The organism is Paenibacillus sp. GCM10023250 (assembly GCF_042653205.1).
Classification (GTDB): domain Bacteria; phylum Bacillota; class Bacilli; order Paenibacillales; family Paenibacillaceae; genus Paenibacillus_Z.
On the sequence record NZ_JBHSHY010000058.1, the window covers coordinates 1 to 19,910 of the forward strand.

The 19,910-nt window shown below is 61.0% G+C and carries 18 protein-coding genes, 11 tRNA genes, 1 rRNA gene and 1 pseudogene; 28 read left to right on the forward strand and 3 right to left on the reverse strand.

Annotated elements, in window-relative coordinates; genetic code table 11:
* The 13 genes from ACFPB1_RS25225 to ACFPB1_RS25285 all read left to right on the forward strand — a co-directional run.
* A 23S ribosomal RNA gene (locus ACFPB1_RS25225) occupies positions 1–122 on the forward strand; the annotation flags it as partial.
* A 79-nt stretch (positions 123–201) separates the two neighbouring features.
* Positions 202–277: transfer RNA gene (locus ACFPB1_RS25230), tRNA-Asn, on the forward strand.
* Positions 278–285: 8 nt separating this feature from the next.
* A tRNA-Ser gene (locus ACFPB1_RS25235) sits at positions 286–373 on the forward strand.
* A 12-nt stretch (positions 374–385) separates the two neighbouring features.
* A tRNA-Glu gene (locus ACFPB1_RS25240) sits at positions 386–460 on the forward strand.
* 8 nt (positions 461–468) lie between these two features.
* Positions 469–544: transfer RNA gene (locus ACFPB1_RS25245), tRNA-Val, on the forward strand.
* Positions 545–562: 18 nt separating this feature from the next.
* Positions 563–639: transfer RNA gene (locus ACFPB1_RS25250), tRNA-Met, on the forward strand.
* Between the two features lie 39 nt (positions 640–678).
* Positions 679–755, forward strand: a tRNA-Asp gene (locus ACFPB1_RS25255).
* Positions 756–816: 61 nt separating this feature from the next.
* Positions 817–892 (forward strand) — tRNA-Lys (locus ACFPB1_RS25260).
* A 29-nt stretch (positions 893–921) separates the two neighbouring features.
* Positions 922–1,001, forward strand: a tRNA-Leu gene (locus ACFPB1_RS25265).
* 29 nt (positions 1,002–1,030) lie between these two features.
* A tRNA-Gly gene (locus ACFPB1_RS25270) sits at positions 1,031–1,105 on the forward strand.
* Positions 1,106–1,108: 3 nt separating this feature from the next.
* A tRNA-Arg gene (locus tag ACFPB1_RS25275) sits at positions 1,109–1,185 on the forward strand.
* A 22-nt stretch (positions 1,186–1,207) separates the two neighbouring features.
* Positions 1,208–1,284 (forward strand) — tRNA-Pro (locus tag ACFPB1_RS25280).
* A 256-nt stretch (positions 1,285–1,540) separates the two neighbouring features.
* A complete protein-coding gene (locus tag ACFPB1_RS25285; protein ID WP_379228968.1) occupies positions 1,541–2,110 on the forward strand; it encodes a xanthine phosphoribosyltransferase in 570 nt (189 codons plus the stop codon).
* A 106-nt stretch (positions 2,111–2,216) separates the two neighbouring features.
* Here ACFPB1_RS25285 and ACFPB1_RS25290 read toward each other — a convergent pair whose 3' ends face one another.
* The gene (locus ACFPB1_RS25290; protein WP_379228969.1) at positions 2,217–2,399 is read right to left on the reverse strand and encodes a hypothetical protein; all 183 of its coding nucleotides are present in this window, start codon (positions 2,397–2,399) and stop codon (positions 2,217–2,219) included.
* Between the two features lie 137 nt (positions 2,400–2,536).
* Positions 2,537–3,172 (reverse strand): GntR family transcriptional regulator, encoded by a 636-nt coding sequence (locus ACFPB1_RS25295; protein WP_379228970.1) that lies wholly within the window; start codon positions 3,170–3,172, stop codon positions 2,537–2,539.
* 119 nt (positions 3,173–3,291) lie between these two features.
* Here ACFPB1_RS25295 and ACFPB1_RS25300 point away from each other — a divergent pair, with 119 nt between their 5' ends.
* From ACFPB1_RS25300 to deoC, 14 genes are all read left to right on the forward strand, one after another.
* On the forward strand, positions 3,292–3,930 hold the full coding sequence (locus ACFPB1_RS25300; RefSeq protein WP_379228971.1) for a GntR family transcriptional regulator: 639 nt from the start codon (positions 3,292–3,294) through the stop codon (positions 3,928–3,930).
* 305 nt (positions 3,931–4,235) lie between these two features.
* Positions 4,236–5,405, forward strand: a complete 1,170-nt coding sequence (locus ACFPB1_RS25305) for a mandelate racemase/muconate lactonizing enzyme family protein (RefSeq protein ID WP_379228972.1) — start codon at positions 4,236–4,238, stop codon at positions 5,403–5,405.
* On the forward strand, positions 5,402–6,325 hold the full coding sequence (locus tag ACFPB1_RS25310; RefSeq protein WP_379228973.1) for an SMP-30/gluconolactonase/LRE family protein: 924 nt from the start codon (positions 5,402–5,404) through the stop codon (positions 6,323–6,325). Before ACFPB1_RS25305 ends, ACFPB1_RS25310 begins: the two co-directional genes overlap by 4 nt.
* 122 nt (positions 6,326–6,447) lie before the next feature.
* Positions 6,448–6,960, forward strand: coding sequence for a hypothetical protein (locus ACFPB1_RS25315; RefSeq protein ID WP_379228974.1), 513 nt, complete (start codon positions 6,448–6,450; stop codon positions 6,958–6,960).
* 119 nt (positions 6,961–7,079) lie between these two features.
* The gene (locus tag ACFPB1_RS25320; RefSeq protein WP_379228975.1) at positions 7,080–7,610 is read left to right on the forward strand and encodes a hypothetical protein; all 531 of its coding nucleotides are present in this window, start codon (positions 7,080–7,082) and stop codon (positions 7,608–7,610) included.
* Between the two features lie 226 nt (positions 7,611–7,836).
* On the forward strand, positions 7,837–8,943 hold the full coding sequence (locus ACFPB1_RS25325; RefSeq protein ID WP_379228976.1) for an N-acetylmuramoyl-L-alanine amidase: 1,107 nt from the start codon (positions 7,837–7,839) through the stop codon (positions 8,941–8,943).
* A 287-nt stretch (positions 8,944–9,230) separates the two neighbouring features.
* The gene (locus tag ACFPB1_RS25330) at positions 9,231–11,333 is read left to right on the forward strand and encodes an acyltransferase family protein (RefSeq protein ID WP_379228977.1); all 2,103 of its coding nucleotides are present in this window, start codon (positions 9,231–9,233) and stop codon (positions 11,331–11,333) included.
* 129 nt (positions 11,334–11,462) lie between these two features.
* Complete coding sequence (locus tag ACFPB1_RS25335) at positions 11,463–11,849, forward strand: VOC family protein (RefSeq protein ID WP_379228978.1); 387 nt, start codon at positions 11,463–11,465, stop codon at positions 11,847–11,849.
* Between the two features lie 253 nt (positions 11,850–12,102).
* Positions 12,103–13,239: a BMP family ABC transporter substrate-binding protein gene (locus tag ACFPB1_RS25340; RefSeq protein WP_379228979.1), complete on the forward strand. Its 1,137-nt coding sequence runs from the start codon at positions 12,103–12,105 to the stop codon at positions 13,237–13,239.
* Positions 13,240–13,336: 97 nt separating this feature from the next.
* Complete coding sequence (locus ACFPB1_RS25345) at positions 13,337–14,860, forward strand: ABC transporter ATP-binding protein (RefSeq protein ID WP_379228980.1); 1,524 nt, start codon at positions 13,337–13,339, stop codon at positions 14,858–14,860.
* A complete protein-coding gene (locus ACFPB1_RS25350; RefSeq protein WP_379228981.1) occupies positions 14,857–15,936 on the forward strand; it encodes an ABC transporter permease in 1,080 nt (359 codons plus the stop codon). Before ACFPB1_RS25345 ends, ACFPB1_RS25350 begins: the two co-directional genes overlap by 4 nt.
* 3 nt (positions 15,937–15,939) lie before the next feature.
* Entirely contained in the window at positions 15,940–16,896 is a 957-nt protein-coding gene (locus ACFPB1_RS25355; RefSeq protein ID WP_379228982.1) for an ABC transporter permease, read from the forward strand.
* Positions 16,897–16,932: 36 nt separating this feature from the next.
* A complete protein-coding gene (locus ACFPB1_RS25360) occupies positions 16,933–17,886 on the forward strand; it encodes a sugar-binding transcriptional regulator (protein WP_379228983.1) in 954 nt (317 codons plus the stop codon).
* Positions 17,887–17,914: 28 nt separating this feature from the next.
* Positions 17,915–18,598: a deoxyribose-phosphate aldolase gene (gene deoC / locus ACFPB1_RS25365; RefSeq protein ID WP_379228984.1), complete on the forward strand. Its 684-nt coding sequence runs from the start codon at positions 17,915–17,917 to the stop codon at positions 18,596–18,598.
* Between the two features lie 102 nt (positions 18,599–18,700).
* Here the strand turns inward: deoC and ACFPB1_RS25370 are convergent.
* Positions 18,701–19,198, reverse strand: a pseudogene (locus ACFPB1_RS25370) (DinB family protein); the annotation flags it as partial.
* Between the two features lie 106 nt (positions 19,199–19,304).
* Here ACFPB1_RS25370 and queF point away from each other — a divergent pair.
* Complete coding sequence (gene queF / locus ACFPB1_RS25375; protein ID WP_379228985.1) at positions 19,305–19,802, forward strand: preQ(1) synthase; 498 nt, start codon at positions 19,305–19,307, stop codon at positions 19,800–19,802.
* Positions 19,803–19,910: the final 108 nt, after the last annotated feature.

Sequence of the window (19,910 nt, forward strand, 5' to 3'; positions counted from 1 at the left end):
CCCTCAAGATGAGATTTCCCAATTAGTAAGACCCCTTGAAGACGACGAGGTTGATAGGTTCGAGGTGGAAGCGTGGCAACGCGTGGAGCTGACGAATACTAATCGGTCGAGGGCTTATCCAATCTACTTCGCATCAGCTAAGCAAGACCTTCGCAAGGGTTCGTATCCAGTTTTCAGGGTGGCAAGCTCACCTTTACATATTCCCTGATAGCTCAGTTGGTAGAGCACTCGACTGTTAATCGAGTTGTCACAGGTTCGAGTCCTGTTCGGGGAGCCATTTCTCCTGGAGAAGTACCCAAGTGGCTCAAGGGGACCCTCTGCTAAGGGGTTAGACTGCGTAAGTGGTGCGAGGGTTCGAATCCCTCCTTCTCCGTTCGTTTCTTTAGGCCCGTTGGTCAAGTGGTTAAGACACCTCCCTTTCACGGAGGTAACAGGGGTTCGAGTCCCCTACGGGTCACCATCTTTCATGGAGGCTTAGCTCAGCTGGGAGAGCATCTGCCTTACAAGCAGAGGGTCGGGGGTTCGATCCCCTCAGCCTCCACCATGAAACATTTTACATTATCGCGGGGTGGAGCAGCTCGGTAGCTCGTCGGGCTCATAACCCGAAGGCCGCAGGTTCAAATCCTGCCCCCGCAACCAATTTTTATCGGCAAATCGCCGATGCCATTATTTTAGTGTGGAGCCGTGGTGTAGAGGCCTAACATGCCTGCCTGTCACGCAGGAGACCGCGGGTTCGAATCCCGTCGGCTCCGCCATTTTTTGAACAAGCTCATGCAAGCGAACGCCTGTCTGAGAGCAACGAAGCTTGTAAAGTACGAGCCATTAGCTCAGTTGGTAGAGCACCTGACTTTTAATCAGGGTGTCGTAGGTTCGAGTCCTACATGGCTCACCATTTTTGCTTCGCGAAAATGATTGGAACACGCGCGTATGGCGGAATTGGCAGACGCACCAGACTTAGGATCTGGCGGGAGACCGTGGGGGTTCAAGTCCCTCTACGCGCATTGCTTTTCTCAAGCGCAACACGTATTTTGCGGAAGTGGCTCAGCGGTAGAGCATCGCCTTGCCAAGGCGAGGGTCGCGGGTTCGATTCCCGTCTTCCGCTCCATATGTGCCCTTAGCTCAGCTGGATAGAGCATTTGACTACGAATCAAAAGGTCGGGAGTTCGAATCTCTCAGGGCACGCCATTTAAAAAACAGCATCAAGTAACGGGATGTAGCTCAGCTTGGTAGAGCACCTGGTTTGGGACCAGGGGGTCGCATGTTCGAATCGTGTCATCCCGACCATCCTTATCCATCAACTCCTTGCATACCGCAAGGAGCTTTTTGTTGTTTCTCGTTAATTGTCGTTTTCGGTATGAACTGGATGAACGAATGCCCGACGAAGCATGTGCGTGCATGCCTTGCTGCGTGAGAGGGCTACTATTCGGGATACGTGGCAGGTTGGGCGGCGCAGAGATGTTAGTTATTGTAGGTTGTGTTTCGAAGAAAAATAAATGAAAATGAAACCTAATCGAATACGTTCGCGAAGGGAAGGGTTTGCGTGGAGCTGCTGCAGCAAAGGATCAAACAAGAAGGTGTCGTGCTTGAAGGCGGCGTGTTAAAGGTGGATACGTTTCTCAATCATCAGGTGGACGCAGGGCTGATGTTCGACATCGGCCGCACGTTCGGGGAACTGTTTGCGGAGAGCGGCGTTACGAAGATCATGACGATCGAGTCTTCAGGTATCGCCCCGGCCGTCATGACGTCGCTGCAGCTGCGGGTGCCGATGGTGTTCGCGCGCAAACGCAAATCGCTGACGCTGCGGGAGGACTTGTACACGGAACGGATTTATTCGTATACGAAGCAAGAAGAGAGCGAAGTGACGGTATCGCGGAAGTTTCTAACCCCGACGGACCGCGTGCTCATCATCGACGATTTTCTCGCCAATGGGGAGGCGGCGCTTGGCATGGCCCGCATCGTTCTTCAAGCAGGTGCCGAAGTCGCCGGCATCGGCATCGTGATTGAAAAATCGTTTCAACCCGGCCGTGGCAAGTTGCTCGAGCGGGGCTTCCGCGTGGAGTCGCTCGCGCGTATTGCGTCGCTTGAGGGCGGCGAGGTAACGTTCGTTTAATTAACCTATGCGCTCGTCGAAGTAAATCGTACATGAAAGCAGTCTCTGCCAGGCGGCAGGGACTGCTTTCGTATACCAGGGCTTGCTGAAGAGCGATATGCAGACGTTACGCTGGATGAGAGACGGCTTGTTGCTCGTCGTTCGTTTCGGGTTTCTTCTGAGGCCGCGCGCTGCCGACAGTCAGGGCGACAAGCGTACCGGCCGCCATGACGACGAGCGATAAGATAAAGCCGTGGCTGATGGCGGCACCGATGCCGCTTCGCATGAAGACGAGGAGATCGGCCGGCATTTGGGCGGCGCCCCGAAGTACGGTTTCCGGATTGGCCCCGAATAATCGAGGATGCTTTTTTCGTGCGGTCATCGTGGGCGAAATGTTGATAGAGCGAAGGTGACGGCCATTAATAGGGGCGGCTATGCTCGAGAAGATTAAGCCCAGGTCATCTTCAGTTGGCGTACATAGCGCTGCAGCGCGTCGGAGAACGCCTCGGCGGGCGCGGGCAGGCAACGGAGCAGCTGCCGCAGCGCGGCTTCGGCTTCGTCGCGGTGCGGCGCCGCCCAGCGCCGGCCGGAGCGATGCCACAGGAGTCGCGAAGCGCTCCGCTCCAGCGTCTCGAGCAGCTCCTGATTGAAGCCGAGCGCGACGATGCGGCGCAGGGCGAACAGCTCGAACGCGCACATGCTTTCGGTCCGCATGTCCGAATCGAATTCCGCCAGCACGGCTTGCAAGCGTCCGCTTAGTTCGTCCGCCACCTCCCCGAGTGCCTCCGGATCCAGTCTGCGGACCTGCATAACGGTGAAGAGCACCGCCGCGGCCATCATCTCGAGCAGATCGCCGGTCCGCCGGGCCGACGCGCCCAACACCAGCACGCCATGCTTCGGGACGATGCGCACGAAGCCTTCCATTTCCAATTGCTGCAGCGCGGCGCGGACGGGCGTCCGGCTCATGTCCAGCTCGCCGCTCAGCTTGACCTCGGACGTGATCTCGCCGTTCGGCAGCGTGCCTGACGCAATACGCTCGTAGATGCTATGATAGGCTTGATCTCGAAGCGATCGCGGGCGCATGGGCGGCCCCTCCTTCGGAAACATATGCTGCTATGAAGTATAGCATAGTCAGGCCCGGCCAAGAGGCCGGATAACGGCAGACCGGCGGTGATTCCGGCCGGCGTGCGAGGGGGATGCGCATGGAGAAGCAAGGCGTCGTCACGCTGCGGGAACAAGCGTTTCAAACGATGAAGCGGCAGATCGTGAACGGCGAGTGGCCGGGCGGCACGTTTTTGTCGGAGACGTATCTGAGCGGGCTGCTCGGCATGAGCAAGACGCCGATCCGTTCCGCGCTCGATCGGCTGGACATGATGGGGCTCGTGAAGCTGGCTCCGAAGCAAGGGGCCTTCGTGCAGGAGCTGTCGCTGAAAAAGATTCTGGAGTTCTACGAGCTGCGGCTGTCGCTCGAGACATATGCCGCCCGGAAGCTGACGGGCCGGCTGGACGCGGCGTTCTTTCGCCGGCTGGATGACAATATCTCGCTGCAGGACGAGGCGATCCGGCTGGACGACGTGTCCCGCTACGTGGAGCTGGACCGCGAATTCCACGCAATGATCGTTGCCGGGCTCGACAACGAAGAGTACATGGAAGTGATGTCGCGGATCCAGGACAAGTTCCTGCTTGCCGTTCGGATGACGTTCACGCGGAACAAACGCCGGCTGCTCGGCAGCATCGACGAGCACCGGCAAATCCGGCAGGCGCTCGCCGGGCGGGACGCGGCGCTTGCGGAGCGGCTGATCGAGGCGCATATTGAGTATGTGAAGAAGATTATGTTTTGAGCGGGGAACGGGGGAAAGGGTGAGCGTCGGAGGGGGCCGAAGCCGGCGAATGCTGCATGTCCCGATTCGAAGAAGTAGGCGAATGCTGCATGTCCCGATTCGAGGAAGCAGGCGAATGCTGCATGTCCCGATTCGAAGAAGCAGGCGAATGCTGCATTCCCTGTCTTGCGACAGTGAACGCAAACCAATCGCCTTACGCAAACCAATCGCCTCATGTATACAAGTCATACATCTTGTGCGTTCCGGTGCCGCGTGCTACGTTGAAGCTGGCAGGTACACTACGCGCAAGGGGAGAGACGCTACGCATGAAGATCACCGGCATTCGTACGTTTATTTTGGGCAATCCGTGGAAGAATTGGCTGTTCGTGCTCGTAGACACCGACGAGGGCTTGACCGGGCTCGGCGAGGGGACGCTGAACGGCTTCACCAAGACGGTGGAAGCCGCCATTCATGAGCTGAAGCATCTCGTGATCGGGCGCGATCCGTTCGACGTCGAGACGATCAGCCTAAGGCTGTTCCGCGACGTCTACTCGGACGGCGGGCAAATTCAAGGCTCCGCGCTGGCCGCGATTGAAACCGCTTGCTGGGACATTATGGGCAAGGCGACCAATCAGCCGCTGTACAAACTTCTCGGCGGCCAATGCCACGACAAGCTGCGCGCGTATGCCAACGGCTGGTACCGCGGGCCGAACACGCCGGAGAATTTCCACGAGAAGGCCAAGCTTGCCGCGGCCAAAGGGTATACCGCGCTCAAGTTCGATCCGTTCGGCGCGGCGTGGCGCACGGTGACGCGGCAGGATTTCGCCGCGGCGCTCGAGAACATCGCCGCGGTGCGGGAGGCGGTCGGTCCCGATGTGGACATTCTCATCGAGGGCCATAACCGTTTCAGCGTGAGCACGGCGCTGCAGTTCGCGGACGCGATGCTGAAGTACGAGCCGACCTGGTTCGAGGCGCCGGTGCCGCCGCACCTCATCTCCTCCATGGTGGAGGTGGCGCGGCGCAGCCCCGTTCCCGTCGCCTGCGGCGAGGATTATTATTCCCGCGAGCAGTTCGCGGAGCTGCTGAAGCACGACGCGGTCCATATCATCCAGCTCGAGCCGCAGTTTCTCGGCATCGCCGCGTCCAAGCAGGTGTGCGGCATGGTGCACGCGCACAACGGCGTCACGGCGCCGCACAGCGCGCAGGGCCCGGTCTGCTCCGTCGTGTGCAGCCATCTGAACATGGCGACGCCGAATTTCTACCTGCACGAAATTTTCGACGAGTTCAACGAGCCGTGGGAGGAGCAGGTGCTGATGCCGCCGCTCAAGGTGCGGAACGGCTACCTGACCCCGCCGGAAGGGCCGGGCCTCGGCGTCGAGCTGAATCTTGCGGAGATCGACAAGCATCCGTACCAAGCGGGCAACTGGCTGCCGCTGTTCAAGCAAGGCTGGGAGAAGCGGGAGACCGTCCAAGGCGAGAGGAGCGACGAACGATGACGAAGGGGAAGGCGGATCAATTCGCGGCGGCTGCGGAGCTGCTGCTGGACGCGAAAGCGGTGCTGGCGGAAGGGCCGCACTGGAACGCGGAGCAAGGCAAGCTGTACTGGGTGGATATTCAAGGCTTCGCCTTCCACAGATTGGATATCCGGTCCGGCGCGGACGAATGGTTCGCGATCGGGAAGTCCGTCGGTGCCGTCGTCTGCGACGCGACTGACGGCGAGGTCGTATACCTGACCACCCGTGACGGCTTCGAGCGCTACGACTGCCGGACGGGCGAGCTGACGCCCGTCGCCGATCCGGAAGCCGACCGGCCGGCAAACCGGTTCAACGACGGCAAATGCGATGCCGCCGGCCGCTTCTGGGCCGGCTCTATGGAAGACGCCGAGGTGAACGTCGCCGGGTCGCTGTACGTGCTGGACAACGATCTCGCCTGCCGCAAGGCGCACGGCGATGTCGGCGTATCGAACGGCATCGCCTGGAACGCGGACGAGACGGAGATGTATTACATCGATTCCATGAAGGGCACCGTCACGGCGTTCGATTACGACGCGGCTGCCGGCACCATCGCGAATGCGAGGATCATCATCGATTTCGCGACGGAGGAAGGCGCGCCGGACGGCATGACCATCGACGCCGAGGGCATGCTCTGGATCGCTCATTGGGGCGGCTGGCAGGTGTCCCGGTGGAACCCGCGGACGGGCGAGAAGCTGGACGCCGTCTACGTGCCGGCGGCGAAGGCGTCGTCGTGCATCTTCGGCGGCGACGCGCTGGACGTCCTGTACATCACGACGGCGCGCATCGGCCTGCCGCCGGAACAGCTCGCGGAGCAGCCGCACGCCGGCGGTATTTTCACGTTCCGGCCCGGCGTGACGGGGACGCCGACGCACCCGTTTCGCCCCCGCCCTAAGTTTAGGTAAACTTTAGCTAAAACCCGACTCGGGCCGGCTATCAAACTATCGGAAATGGGGTATAGTAGAGGGAGAAGACAAGAGCGGAAGCGCCGGGAAAGCCGCGTCCGCCCGCGAGGAGTTGGGGTTCGATGAAAAGGCACGTCATGGGGAGCGCGCTGGCCGCGCTCGGGCTGCTGGCTTGCATGTCGACGGTATCGGCGGTGGATAACGAATACGCGCCCGTCAAGCAGACGCAGGACACGATCGCGGTCTTTATCCGCGGCATCGACGTCAAGGACGGCAAAGAGACGCTGCAGGTCGATCCGATCCAATGGTACGAAGGGAAGGCCGCGGACGAACAGTTCCTGAAGGCAGAACCGGATTCCGGCTTGGACGGCGCACCGGACGGCTACTACATCGTGAACGAGGACGAGACGCTTGAGACGGTCGAGGTGGACCCGCAGGCGACCGTGCTCATGCAAATTTACGACCGCACCGGCAGTTTGGTAGACGCAACGACCGAATGGAACCAGTCGATCCCGCTGGCCAAGTTCAACGCCATCTACCGCAACAACGGGGTGCTCGACGTGAGCGACTACCCGTATCATTTGACGATGAAGCGCGGCAAGGTCGTCAAGATCGTGCAGCAATTCATCCCTTGACCGATTTCACCGCATGCCCTTCTACATCCGTGGAAGGGTTTTTCGCCGTTCATGGCGTAAAAGAACAAGGACAGATCTCGCGCTTACTCGCGCTTAACGGAAAAGGAGCTGACCCGCGCATGTTCGATCCCACCGTATTCGATAACTTGAAGGTCGCCATCGAAAATTATGTGTACGATCTGGATAATCTGGACGGCCGCGTCGTCATCACCCATCGCGTGGACCGGCTGGAAATGGCCGTCATGGCCCGCGTGTTCGCGCTGCAGTTCACGCTCGCGCAGGGCAGCGGCATCACCGCCGAAATCCGGCTGGAGGCGTCGCTGAAGGAGCTGGCCGCCGAAATTCTCGACCAGCAGGGAGCCGTGCCGGGCTGCGCGCTCCGGCTGCGGTTCTTCATGCCCGTCGAAGACGTCGCCCGCACCTGCGCTTACGTAGAAGAGCGGCTGACGGACATCTGGCAGCCGGACATGCCGCCGACGCAGACGATCAGCTACTTGTACGGCGAAGCCGATCCCGGGTACCAGAACGAGGTCGAGGTGCATTTTAACCGGAAAATCAACGAGGAGCAGATGGAGGACCTGCCCGGCCTGATCGAGCATATGCTCAAATCGCTGGACGAGCTCGAAGCGCACGCCGCGAGCGGCGAGTAAGCGCGAACTCAAGGGCCGTGGACCCGCGCGTTAAACTTTTCCGCCTTCCGGCCGATATACCATACACGGATAACCCGCCGGATAGCCGGCGTATTGCGGGCGCCTCCCGTAGGCGGATGGTCGTGAATTTCACCCGCCGCGAAAATCGGGAACATTTTAGGATGTTGAATTTTCCAGCGCCTGCTATAATGGTAATCTACCTTTTCTATCACCGGAAGGAGAACCTATGCGAACGAAAATCATCGGTCTGGCACTCATCGTAGCGGTACTCGTGGGCGGGTTCAGCTGGCGCGCCGTCGATGTCGCGGCGACCAACAAGTTTCCCTATCAAGCGAAAGTGGGCACCGCCGTGCTGAATATTCGAAGCGAGCCCTCCCTGCAGGCTTCGGTCGTGGGGCAGCTGAGGTCCGGCGACGTCGTCACGGTCACGGAAGAGGACGACGACGGCTGGGTGCAGGTCAAGCGGAACAAGCTGAGCGGCTACGCGGCCGGCTATTTGTTAAACAAGACGTCCGGCGGCCAGGCGGCGAACGCGTCCCCGACCGGCGGCAAGGTCGGCACGAGCCCGGGGTCCGTAGCGGTCGTCACGGCGGACTCGCTGCGCATCCGGTCCGGCCCGGGGACCAGCTACAAGACGATCGGCTCGCTCAAGCAGGGCGATCAGGTGACCGTCACGGGCAGCCAGAGCGATTGGCTGAAAATCCGCACGCCCGGCCAAGTGAACGGCTGGGTCGCGAAGGATTATGTCGATAACGGAAAGGTTCAGACCCAGCATGCCTCGTCCGGCACGGGCATCCGGGGCAAGCTGATCGTCGTGGACGCGGGGCATGGCGGCAGCGATCCCGGCATGATCGGCACGACGTACGAGACGAAGGAGAAAACGCTGACGCTGAGCACAGCGGAGTATCTGCGGCAGGAGCTGCAGCGTCTCGGGGCGAAAGTGATCATGACACGCACGACGGACGTGAAGCCGGAGCTGTCGGAACGCGTGCAGGTGAGCGAGTCCAACCGCGCGGACGCGTTCGTCAGCATTCACTACAATTCGTCCGTGAAGCAGACGAGCGGCACGCTGACGTTCTTCTATTCCGATAAGAAGGACCGTCCGTTCGCGGCGGCGATCGAGTCGCGGCTGGACCGCTCCGGCATCGGCCTGCGCAGCAACGGGCTGTCGTTCGGCGACCTGTACGTGCTGCGGGAGAACGATACCGTAGCGGCGCTTGTGGAGCTCGGCTTCCTCTCGAACCGGAAGGACGAGTCGATCGTCCGCGGCGCTTCGTACCAGCGGAACGCCGCGGCGGCCATCGCCCGGGGCGTGGCGGATTATTTCAATTAAGACCGGCGGCGGAACCGCGAACGGCGATGCCGCGCGCGCTGCCCGCCGGAAGCCGGGGAGGCCTTCAGCATGATGCTGAAGGCCTCTTTGCGCTGTCGGCGCGAACCGGTTACAACTGTGCCGCCGGCCTTGTTTCCAAGCTGGCGCCGAGTTGTAACTCTTCTGTAACGACATGCCTTCCGGGGCGTCATATAATCGTCCGTGTAGCCGAATATAGCGTAGCCGAATAGAGCGGCAACGGTCATTCAGCCAGCAACATTTCCCCTGCCGGAAGGAGAATATTTTTCATGCCAAAACCATTCGGAAGCAGCCGGTACATGCCGGGGCTCGACGGGCTGCGGGCGATCGCGGTTATCGCGGTCATCGCGTATCATCTTAACCTCCCGCGGGTGCCGGGTGGTCTGCTCGGCGTCGGCATATTCTTCGTCCTATCCGGCTACCTCATTACGGACATCCTGCTGAAGCAGCACGCGAAGGCGGGGCGGCTCGATCTGCGCGATTTCTGGCTTCGCCGCGCGCGGCGGCTGCTGCCGGCGATGCTGATCATGCTCGCGCTCGTCTCGGGCTGGCTGCTGATCGCGGATCCCGCACGGCTTGCCGCCATGAAGGGCGAGGTCGCGTCGGCGCTGCTCTACTATAGCAATTGGCGGCTGATCTTTCACGACGTCTCGTATTTCGAAAGCTTCGGCCCGCCGTCGCCGCTCGGCCATCTCTGGTCGCTCGCGGTGGAAGAACAGTTTTACCTCGTCTGGCCGCTGGCGCTCGTCTTCCTGGTCGGCGCCCTGAAGACGCGGGGCCGGCTGCTGCTGGCGATTCTCGCCGGCGCGGCGGCGTCCGCGGGACTGATGGCGCTGCTCTACGTCCCGGGCCTCGATCCGAGCCGCGTCTATTATGGCACGGACACGCGGGCGTTCGGCCTCCTGATCGGCGCGGCGCTTGCGGTCGTCTGGCCGAGCTGGAAGCTGCGCGAATCGATCTCGCTTCGCCGCAAGCTGGCGGTTGACGCGCTCGGTGCCGCGGGGCTCGCCGCCGTGGCGCTGATGATCGCGACGGTCGGCGAATACGACGCGTTCCTGTACCAAGGCGGCATGGTCGTGTTCTCGCTCGCATCGGCGGCGGTCGTGGCCGCGATGGCGCATCCGGCCAGCGGACTCGCCCGCGCCGTCGGAAACAAGGCGCTGCTGTGGCTCGGCGCCCGGTCGTACGGTATTTATCTGTATCATTATCCCGTCATCGCGCTGAGCACGCCGGCGGCCCAGGTCGAGGAGTTCCATCCGCTCCGGGCGGCGCTGCAGGTGCTCGCGTCCGTCGCGCTCGCCGAGCTGTCGTGGCGCTGGGTGGAAGAACCGATCCGCCGCGGGGCAATCGGCCGGCTGTTCGAAGGGCTGCCGGCAGGCGGCCGCCAGCAGCTGGCCGGGCGTCGCCGGGGCTTGATGCTGACGTGCATCTGCGCCTTGGTCGTCGCCAGCGCCTCCTGCTCCAGCCAGGGGAATCATGTCCAAGGCGACAACGGCAAGCCGCCCGCCCAGACAGGCGAAACGGCTGATGCCGGCGCGCATGGCGGCAATGCCGGCGTCGTTCCGGCCGGCAGCCATGATGCCGACGGCCACGAGGCGGGGGCGCCGGCCGTTCAGCCGGGCACCGGCGGGGGCGCCGACAGCGGCGGCGGTTCGTCCGGCAGCGCGTCGAGCGGCGCGGGTATCGGCGGCGCAACTGCCGGCGGCGATGCCGGATCCGCCGGCACGGGCCAAGGTGCCGGCGGCTCGGCCGGCCACGCTGCCGGAGGCGGCTCCGGCAGCCCGGCCGCAGGCGGCGGTGCCGCCGGCCAGCCGGCCGACGCGGCGGCGCACGGCGGCACGAAGCCGCCCGCCGGCACGGACGGCAGCGGCGGCGGAGAAACGTCCCAGCCGCCGGCCCCTCCGATCGCCAGGGACGGCGTTACGGTCATCGGCGACTCCGTGATTTTGGACGCCCAGCCGTTCCTCGAGGAGCTCGTCCCGGGTATCGTCGTCGAGGGCAAGGTCGGGCGCCAGCTGTCGCAGGCGGACGACGTCGTGGCGGACCTCAAGCAGCGGAAGCGGCTCGGCAAGACGGTCGTCATCGAGCTGGGCACGAACGGCTCTTTCACGCAAAAGCAGCTGAACGCCCTCATGGACGCGATCGGCGACGGCCATACGATCTATTTCGTCAACACGCGCGTGCCCCGCAGCTGGCAGGACGCCGTCAACGGCATGCTCGCCGATACGGTGGCCGGGACGCCGAATGCGAAGCTGATCGACTGGTACGCGGCCAGCAAGAATCACGAGGAGTTGTTCGGCAAGGACGGCGTTCACCTGAAACGAAGCGGCGGGGAATTTTTCGCGAAACTGATCGCCGGATCGCTGGAATAAACGCAAGAGAGGCCCGGCCGGCCTCTCTTTTTGCTGCGCGGTTCATGCGGTATACTGAATCGGGACGAGCCCGCCGGACATAAAGGCGCGCCCGTCAGGAGAGACTACCGCGAATAGGAGTGGACTGGAATGAAATTGAACAACATCCATCATGTCGCTATCATTTGCTCGAATTATGAACGGTCGAAGCGGTTTTACACGGAGGTGCTCGGCATGGGCGTCGTGGCCGAGACGTACCGGGCGGAGCGAGATTCGTACAAGCTCGACCTGGCGGTCGGCGGCGAGTACCAGATCGAGCTGTTCTCGTTCCCGAACCCGCCGGAGCGGGTCGACCGGCCGGAAGCCCGCGGACTCCGCCATCTGGCGTTCGAGGTGGACGACATTCAGGCGGTCGCCGAGGAGCTGGAGGCGAAGGGGATCGCGGTCGAGCCGATCCGCATCGATCCGCTGACCGGCAAGCCGTTCACGTTCATCGCGGACCCGGACGGGCTGCCGCTCGAATTCGTGCAAAAATAGCGGGAGCATATTGGAAGAATTCCAGCATTTCGGGAATACTAACGGCGTGGACGAATATATGTGAACATTGTGTCAATATAACTAACGCAAAGAGGCAGAAGAAGGCATTCTTTTGAAGAAAACTAGTTTACAAACGCACAATTTCACATTATATTTGATACATACGCAAACAAATGCTAAAAGTCGTTTTTTACAAATGTTCAAAGCAGGGGCGTCAACACTTTTATTATTTAAGGAATGGGGCGGTACAGACATGAAGAAAACAGTAAGCTTGCTCGTACTTTGCATGTTAGTTCTGGCATTGGCGGCATGCGGCAACAAAGGCGGCAACAACGGTTCGGATGCGGGTTCGAACGCAGGTGCGAACGGCGGCGCGAACAACGGCGGCACGAAAGCAACGTTCAAGGCCGGCATGGTCACGGACTCCGGCACGATCGACGACAGGTCCTTCAACCAAGGCACGTGGGAAGGCCTGGAGCGCGCGAAACAAGAACTCGGCATCGAAGACAAATACCTGAAGCCGGCCGGCACGACCGAAGCCGACTACCTGAAGGAAATCGGCAACCTGTACGACGCGGGCTTCAAAATGATCGTCGTCCCGGGCTATAAATTCGAAACGGCGATCTTCGCCGCGCAAGACAAGTACAAGGACGCGAAATTCGTGCTGATCGACGGCACGCCGCATTCCTCGGAACCGAATGCTCAGCCCGTCGTCGGCGAGAACACGGTATCGATCTTCTTCGCGGAGCACGAATCCGGCTTTATCGCCGGCGTGGCGGCCGCGCTGCAACTGAAAGAAGGCGAAGCCGGCTTCATCGGCGGCATGGAAATCCCGCCGGTTCAGAAGTACAACTGGGGCTTCCAGCAAGGCGTGAAATACGCAAACGACAATCTCGGCACGAAGCTTAACATCAAGAAAGAAAACGTCGTGTACCAAGGCAGCTTCGACAACTCGGCGGCAGGCGGCCAGCTGGCGGCTCAAATGTACGACCGCGGCGTCAACGTCATCTTCACGGCGGCGGGCGGCGTAGGCGTAGGCGCGATCAACGAAGCGAAGACGCGCGTGAAAGCCGGCAAAACGGCTTGGATCATCGGCGTCGACGGCGACCAATACCAAGAAGGCGTGTACGAAGGCGACAAATCCGTCATCCTGACGTCCGCGATGAAAAAAGTATCCGAAGCATCCTTCGACATGGTCAAGGCGAACCAAGAAGGCTCGTTCCCTGGCGGCCAAACGCTGACCCTCGACATCAAGAACGACGGCGTGGGCATTCCGGAGAAGAACCCGAACCTCTCCGACGAGACGGTAACGAAGGTGAACGGCGTGATCACGAAGCTGAAGAGCGGCGAGATCAAAGTCGCGGCCGAGCAAGGCAGCCTGATCAAGTAAGCTATGCCATACGCAGGCCATATCCATGAAGAGACGGGTTCATCCGTCTCTTTTTGGTTGCTTGTTACGATCTTTATGCGAAAAAGGTGAGCGAACAATGGATTTTGTAGTGGAAATGCTCCATATACGCAAAGAATTCCCCGGCGTCGTCGCCAACGACGACATCACGCTGCAGCTCCGCAGAGGGGAGATTCACGCGCTCCTCGGCGAGAACGGTGCCGGCAAGTCGACGCTGATGAGCATTTTGTTCGGCATGTACCAGCCGGACAAGGGGGCGATCAAGATCAACGGCGAGCCCGTGAAAATCGCCAATCCCAACGTAGCGAACAATTTCGGCATCGGCATGGTCCATCAGCATTTCAAGCTGGTGAGCAACTTTACCGTCACCGAAAACATCATTCTCGGCAACGAGCTTACGCGCATGGGCACCCTCAACATCCAAGCCGCCGCGCGCAAGATCGAAGAGCTGTCCAAGCATTACGGGCTGAACGTGGATCCGCACGCGAAGATCGAAGACATCTCCGTCGGCATGCAGCAGCGCGTCGAAATCCTGAAGATGCTGTACCGCAACGCGGAAGTGCTGATATTGGACGAACCGTCCGCGGTGCTGACGCCGAAGGAGATCGAAGAACTCATCAAGATCATGCTTAATTTGGTCAAAGAGGGCAAATCGATCATCGTTATTACCCATAAGCTGAAGGAAATCAAGGCGGCCGCGGACCGCTGCACCGTCATCCGGCGAGGCAAGACGATCGGCACGGTGGACGTGAAGACGACGAGCGAAGCGCAAATGGCCGAAATGATGGTCGGGCGCGGCGTGTCGTTCAAGGTCGAGAAGACGGCCGCGAAGCCGGGCGACGTCATCCTGAAGCTGGACCGCCTCACCGTCAAGAACAACAAGAACGTCGCGGGCCTCAAGGACTTCTCGCTCGACGTGCGCGCCGGGGAAATCGTCGGCATCGCGGGCGTCGAGGGCAACGGGCAGACCGAGCTCGTCGAAGCGATCACGGGACTGCGCAAGGCGGAAAGCGGGGCGATCGTGCTGGAAGGCAAGGACATCGTCCGCGACACCACCCGCGAACGGATCGACAAGGGCATCGCCCATATCCCGGAAGACCGCCAGAAGCGCGGGCTCGTGCTGGACTATACCTTGGAGGACAACATGATTCTCGAAGTGTACAACAAGGAGCCGTTCTCGAAAGGCGGCATCCTGAAGCGTTCGGCCATCCGCAAGTACGCGAGCGACATTCTGAGCAGCTTTGACGTGCGCTCCGGCCGCGGGCCGCTGTCCGTCTCCCGTTCGCTGTCCGGCGGCAACCAGCAGAAGGCGATCATCGGGCGCGAGATCGAGCTGAACCCGTCGCTGCTCATCGCCGTGCAGCCGACGCGCGGCCTGGACGTCGGCTCCATCGAGTACATCCATAAGCGGCTGATCGAGCACCGCGACAAAGGCAAAGCCGTGCTGCTCATCTCGCTCGAGCTCGACGAGGTGCTGAATGTCTCCGACCGGATCGCCGTCGTGAATAACGGGGAGCTGATCGGCGTCGTGAACGCGGCGGAGACGAACGAACAAGAAATCGGCCTCATGATGGCCGGCGTCGGCAAAGGGGGAGCACAATGAGAAACGTCATCATATCCCTGTGCGCCGTGCTGTTCGGCCTGATCGGCGGCGCCATCCTGATGGCGGCGACGGGGCATGATCCGATTCAAGGCTATAAATACCTGTTCCAGGGCGGCCTGAAAAATCCGGAGCGCTTCGGCGATACGCTCGCGACGGGAACGCCGCTGATCTTCACGGGGCTGTCGGTCGCGTTCGCGTTCCGGACCGGCCTGTTCAACATCGGGGCCGCGGGCCAAATGCTGTTCGGCGGCTTCTGCGCAACGGTCATCGGCCTGAACGTCGATACGGCGCGGCCGCTGCTGCTCGCGATGATGATCCTGGCCGCGATTCTCGGCGGCGCGGTGTGGGCGTTCATCCCGGGCCTGCTGAAGGCGCGCTTCAATGTGCATGAGGTCGTCTCCACGATCATGATGAACTGGATCGCGTACTGGACGATCTATTACGCGGTGCCGGCGTACCTGAAGGCGGAATCCGTCGAGACGGAATCCCGCCTGCTGCCGGACAAGGCGACGCTCAAATCGGCGTTCCTATCCGACATGTTCGGCGGCTCGTACATTAATCTCGGCTTGTTCATCGCGGTGATCGCGGTCCTCCTCATCGCGTTCATCATCAACAAAACGACGCTCGGCTACGAGCTTAAGGCGGTCGGCTATAACCGCCATTCCGCGGAATATGCGGGCATCCCGGTCAACCGCAGCATCATCACGTCGATGCTCATCTCCGGCGCGCTCGCCGGTCTCGGCGGCCTGGCGCAGTACGCGGGCAACGGCACGAACATCCAGATCGGCGTGCTGCCGAGCCAAGGCTACGACGGCATCGCCGTCTCGCTGCTGGGCGCGAATTCGCCGCTCGGCGTCCTGATCTCCGCGCTGTTCTTCGGCCTGCTGTATTCCGGCCGCGGCTTCATGAACGCCATGACGGAAATTCCGCCGGAAATCGCGGATTCCATCATCGCGATCATCATTTACTTCGCCGCGACCAGCGTCCTGATGAACCGGCTCATCACGTGGCTGATCAACCGCCGGCGGACGGCGGCCGCCAAGGGCGGTCCGGTCAGCGGAAAGGAGAACGCATAGCCCATGTGGACGACAATCGAACAAATTTTCCCGTATGCGATCATGTTCACCATCCCGCTGCTCATCACCGCGCTCGGCGGCCTGTTCAGCGAACGGAGCGGCGTCGTCAATATCGGGCTTGAAGGGCTCATGGTCATCGGCTCCTTCATCGGCGCGCTGTCGATCAGCAAGCTTCAGGCGGCCTGGCCGAACCATACGGTCGCCGCGATCTGGGTCGGCCTGCTGCTGGCGCTCGCGGCCGGCGTGCTGTTCTCGCTGCTGCACGCGTTCGCGAGCGTACACCTGAGCGCCAACCAAGTCATCAGCGGTACGGCGATCAACATGATTGCGGGAGCGATCACGGTGTTCCTGTCCCGGAACATCACGGGCAGCGGCAACATTCGGCTGACGAGCGGCTTCCAGCCGTTCGACGTGCCGGGGCTGTCGCATATTCCGATCCTCGGGCCGCTGATCTTCTCCAAGACGTATTGGACGACCTGGGTCATTCTGCTCGTCGTGCTGTTGAGCGCGTTCGTGCTGAAGAAAACGCCGTTCGGCCTGCGCCTGCGCGCGTGCGGCGAATACCCGCAGGCGGCGGAAGCGGCCGGCGTCAACGTCTATCGGATGCGGTATATCGGGGTCATGATCTCCGGCGCGTTCGCCTCCCTCGGCGGCGCGATTCTCTTGGTGACGATCGCCGGCGAGTTCACGGGCTCGGTCGCGGGCCTCGGATTCTTGTCCTTGGCGGCGCTGATCTTCGGCCAATGGCGGCCGCTCGGCATCCTGGCGGCGACGCTGTTCTTCGGCTTCGCGAGCACGTTCGCGAACGTCTCGCAGGTCATCCCGGCGCTGCAGCATATTCCGCCGGTCATCTTGCAGCTATTCCCGTACGTCGTGACGTTGATCGCGCTCGTCATTTTCTCTAAGAGCTCGCAGGCGCCGAAAGCAGCAGGGGAGGTTTTCGATTCCGGCAAACGTTAAACGAACGCAAGCGATGGACAGGGGAGTGGAGAACCGATGTACGACGAACGCGCAGAGGATAAACGAAGTAAAATGCTTGACGCCGTTCGGATGTATTACCAGTTGGACTATAGTCAGCAGGAAATCGCCAAACAGCTCGGCGTGTCCAGACCGACGGTCAGCCGGTTCATCCAACAGGCCAAGGAAGAAGGCTACGTGGTTATCAACATCGTCGACCCGTTCGAGAACAACGACGTGCTCGCCGGCAAGATCGAACGCAAATTCGGGCTCAAGAAAGTCGTGATCGTCAACGTCCCGAATTATACGGACGAAGTCGTCAAGAAATATCTCGGCACGACGGGCGCGAAGTATCTGGACACTGTCATCAAGGACGGGGACATCGTAGCGGCGACGTGGGGAACGACGCTGTACGAGGTCGCGCTGAACCTGCAGGATAAGCACGTGAAGGACGTCAAGGTCGTGCAGCTGAACGGAGGCGTCAGCCATTCCGAGACGAGCACGTACGCGAACGAGATCATCAGCCTGTTCGGCAAGGCGTTCCATACCATCCCATACTTCATCCCTCTCCCGGCCATCGTCGACCATCCGATCGTCAAAAAGACGATCGAGACCGACCGGCATATTCGGAATATTTTGGAGCTTGGCAAAAAAGCGAATATTGCGATGGTGACGGTCGGCGCTCCGACGGAGGACTCGGTGCTGATCAAAGCGAACTACTTCAGCGAGCCGGAACTGAGACTGATCATGGAAACGGGCGCGGGGGACATCTGCTCCCGCTACATCAACATCAACGGCGCGATCTGCTCGCAGGAGCTCGATCAGCGCACGATCGGCATCGATTTGAACGACCTGAAGAAGAAGGAGCAGTCCATTCTGGTGGCAGGCGGCATCCGGAAAGTCGACGGCATCTACGGGGCGCTGCGCGGCAGATACGTGAACGTGCTCATTACCGACCAATTCACCGCCAAATATTTGATGGAGCGGGCATAAACCTACAAGAAAGAAGGAACGGATCATCATGAGTAACGAATTGGCAGGAGCGGCGCTCGCCGCCTACTTTGACCACACCCTCCTGAAGCCGGAAGCGACGTTCTCGGGTATCGTGAAGCTGTGCGCGGAGGCGAAGCAGAACGGGTTCGCGACCGTATGCGTTAACCCGTATTGGGTGCCGGAAGCGTCGGAGCAGCTGAAGGGGACCGGCGTGGGCGTGACGACGGTCATCGGCTTCCCGCTCGGCGCGTCCTCGACGTTCGCGAAAGTCGCGGAAGCGCGCGATGCGATCGCCTCGGGGGCGACGGAGATCGATATGGTGCTTAACGTCGGCGCGCTGAAATCCGGACGTTTCGCGGCGGTGGAGCAGGACGTACGGGCCTTGGCGGAAGCGTGCAAGGGCCGCGCGGTACTGAAGGCCATCCTGGAAGTGGGCCTGCTGACGGACGAGGAGAAAGTCACGGCCTGCGCGATCTGCAAGCGTGCGGGCGCGGACTACGTCAAGACGTCCACGGGCTTCGGCCCTGGCGGCGCGACGGTGAAGGACATCGCGCTCATGCGCGAGGCGGTCGGCCCGGAGATGGGCGTGAAGGCGTCCGGCGGAGTGCGCGACCTAGAGACGGTGCGCGCCTTGATCGCGGCGGGCGCGACGCGCATCGGCGCGAGCGCCAGCGTGGCGATCGTCGGCGGCGGCACGGGCGAAGGCTACTAAGCGCAAGACCATAGCCGTACAAATGGCGAGAGAGGTGCAGCGGCTGCACCTCTCTCGATCGTTTTTGTCCGGCTGTTCGATTAAGGATTCAAATAATGGCAAGCGAATAATGGCCAGATGATGGAGCTCGTGTCCCGCGATGACGCATGCGAGCGCGCGGGCGGACATCGTTGTGCCGCTGGCCGTGCCCGTGCGCGCCCAGGCTTTCGGAGAGATCATCCGCGTCAAGCTGGTCGTCGCGGCGCGAACCGCTTCGTAATCGGCGAGCAGCTGCGCGACGGGAAAGGCATCGAAGCCGGAACTCGCCATGTAGTCATCCTGATCGAAGCCGGCTAGCGGCGTCCGGTCGCCGCGCGCGATGCGCAGCATCCGGTAGCACATGACGCGTTCCGTGTCGGCGATATGGCCGAGCACCTCCTTCAAGCTCCATTTGTCCGGCGCGTAGCGGTAAAGCGCCTGTTCGTCCGTCAGCGCGGAGTACAGCGCGGCGACCTGCTTGCGGTTGTTTTCGAGCAGCGGGAGCACGTCGTCCGTGTCGATCAATCCGATATATGTGCCGAAGTGGGAGCCGAATTCGTCGGCGGCCGGGCGTTGAAGCATAATGTCGTCATCTCCTTCAATGGTTGAATGTTCGGCGCGATCGGGTGTAAGCTACAAGAACAAGCGTAACCCCCGAACCTAGCAAAAACAAGGAGTGTTTTCAAAAATGGCAGGAAGATCGAAAGAAGAATTAAGCGGCATTTCCCATCTGGGCAATCAAGGCACGCAATACCTGTTCACCTACAGCCCGGAGGTGCTGGAGACGTTCGACAACAAGCATGTCGGGCGGGACTACTTCGTCAAGTTCAATACGCCTGAATTCACGAGCCTCTGCCCCATCACCGGCCAGCCGGACTTCGCGTCGCTCTACATCTCGTACATCCCCGACGTGAAGATGGTGGAGAGCAAATCGCTCAAGCTGTACCTGTTCAGCTTCCGCAACCACGGCGATTTCCACGAGGATTGCATGAACATCATCATGAACGACCTCATCGCGCTGATGAACCCGCGCTACATCGAAGTATGGGGCAAATTCACCCCGCGCGGCGGCATCTCGATCGACCCGTATACGAACTGGGGCCGGCCGGGCACGAAATACGAGGAAATGGCGAACTACCGCCTGATGAACCATGACCTGTATCCGGAGAAAGTGGACAACCGTTAAAGCAGTTCCGCGCTCGCGCGGATATTCTTACCGACCGTAACCAAGACCCGGCGACTTTCATCCGATAAGCCGCTACTTGCCCCGAAAGAACTCTCTCCCGCGGGAGAG

Excerpts from the sequence above, each read along its gene's own strand:
- ACFPB1_RS25335 (WP_379228978.1), top strand. The coding sequence starts at position 11,463 with ATGAAATTGAACAACATCCATCATGTCGCTATCATTTGCTCGAATTAT.
- ACFPB1_RS25345 (WP_379228980.1), top strand. The coding sequence starts at position 13,337 with ATGGATTTTGTAGTGGAAATGCTCCATATACGCAAAGAATTCCCCGGC.
- ACFPB1_RS25305 (WP_379228972.1), top strand. The coding sequence starts at position 4,236 with ATGAAGATCACCGGCATTCGTACGTTTATTTTGGGCAATCCGTGGAAG.
- ACFPB1_RS25290 (WP_379228969.1), bottom strand. The coding sequence starts at position 2,399 with ATGCCGGCCGATCTCCTCGTCTTCATGCGAAGCGGCATCGGTGCCGCC.
- ACFPB1_RS25340 (WP_379228979.1), top strand. The coding sequence starts at position 12,103 with ATGAAGAAAACAGTAAGCTTGCTCGTACTTTGCATGTTAGTTCTGGCA.
- ACFPB1_RS25325 (WP_379228976.1), top strand. The coding sequence starts at position 7,837 with ATGCGAACGAAAATCATCGGTCTGGCACTCATCGTAGCGGTACTCGTG.
- ACFPB1_RS25300 (WP_379228971.1), top strand. The coding sequence starts at position 3,292 with ATGGAGAAGCAAGGCGTCGTCACGCTGCGGGAACAAGCGTTTCAAACG.
- ACFPB1_RS25295 (WP_379228970.1), bottom strand. The coding sequence starts at position 3,172 with ATGCGCCCGCGATCGCTTCGAGATCAAGCCTATCATAGCATCTACGAG.
- ACFPB1_RS25320 (WP_379228975.1), top strand. The coding sequence starts at position 7,080 with ATGTTCGATCCCACCGTATTCGATAACTTGAAGGTCGCCATCGAAAAT.
- queF (WP_379228985.1), top strand. The coding sequence starts at position 19,305 with ATGGCAGGAAGATCGAAAGAAGAATTAAGCGGCATTTCCCATCTGGGC.
- ACFPB1_RS25315 (WP_379228974.1), top strand. The coding sequence starts at position 6,448 with ATGAAAAGGCACGTCATGGGGAGCGCGCTGGCCGCGCTCGGGCTGCTG.
- ACFPB1_RS25360 (WP_379228983.1), top strand. The coding sequence starts at position 16,933 with ATGTACGACGAACGCGCAGAGGATAAACGAAGTAAAATGCTTGACGCC.
- ACFPB1_RS25355 (WP_379228982.1), top strand. The coding sequence starts at position 15,940 with ATGTGGACGACAATCGAACAAATTTTCCCGTATGCGATCATGTTCACC.
- deoC (WP_379228984.1), top strand. The coding sequence starts at position 17,915 with ATGAGTAACGAATTGGCAGGAGCGGCGCTCGCCGCCTACTTTGACCAC.
- ACFPB1_RS25310 (WP_379228973.1), top strand. The coding sequence starts at position 5,402 with ATGACGAAGGGGAAGGCGGATCAATTCGCGGCGGCTGCGGAGCTGCTG.
- ACFPB1_RS25330 (WP_379228977.1), top strand. The coding sequence starts at position 9,231 with ATGCCAAAACCATTCGGAAGCAGCCGGTACATGCCGGGGCTCGACGGG.
- ACFPB1_RS25350 (WP_379228981.1), top strand. The coding sequence starts at position 14,857 with ATGAGAAACGTCATCATATCCCTGTGCGCCGTGCTGTTCGGCCTGATC.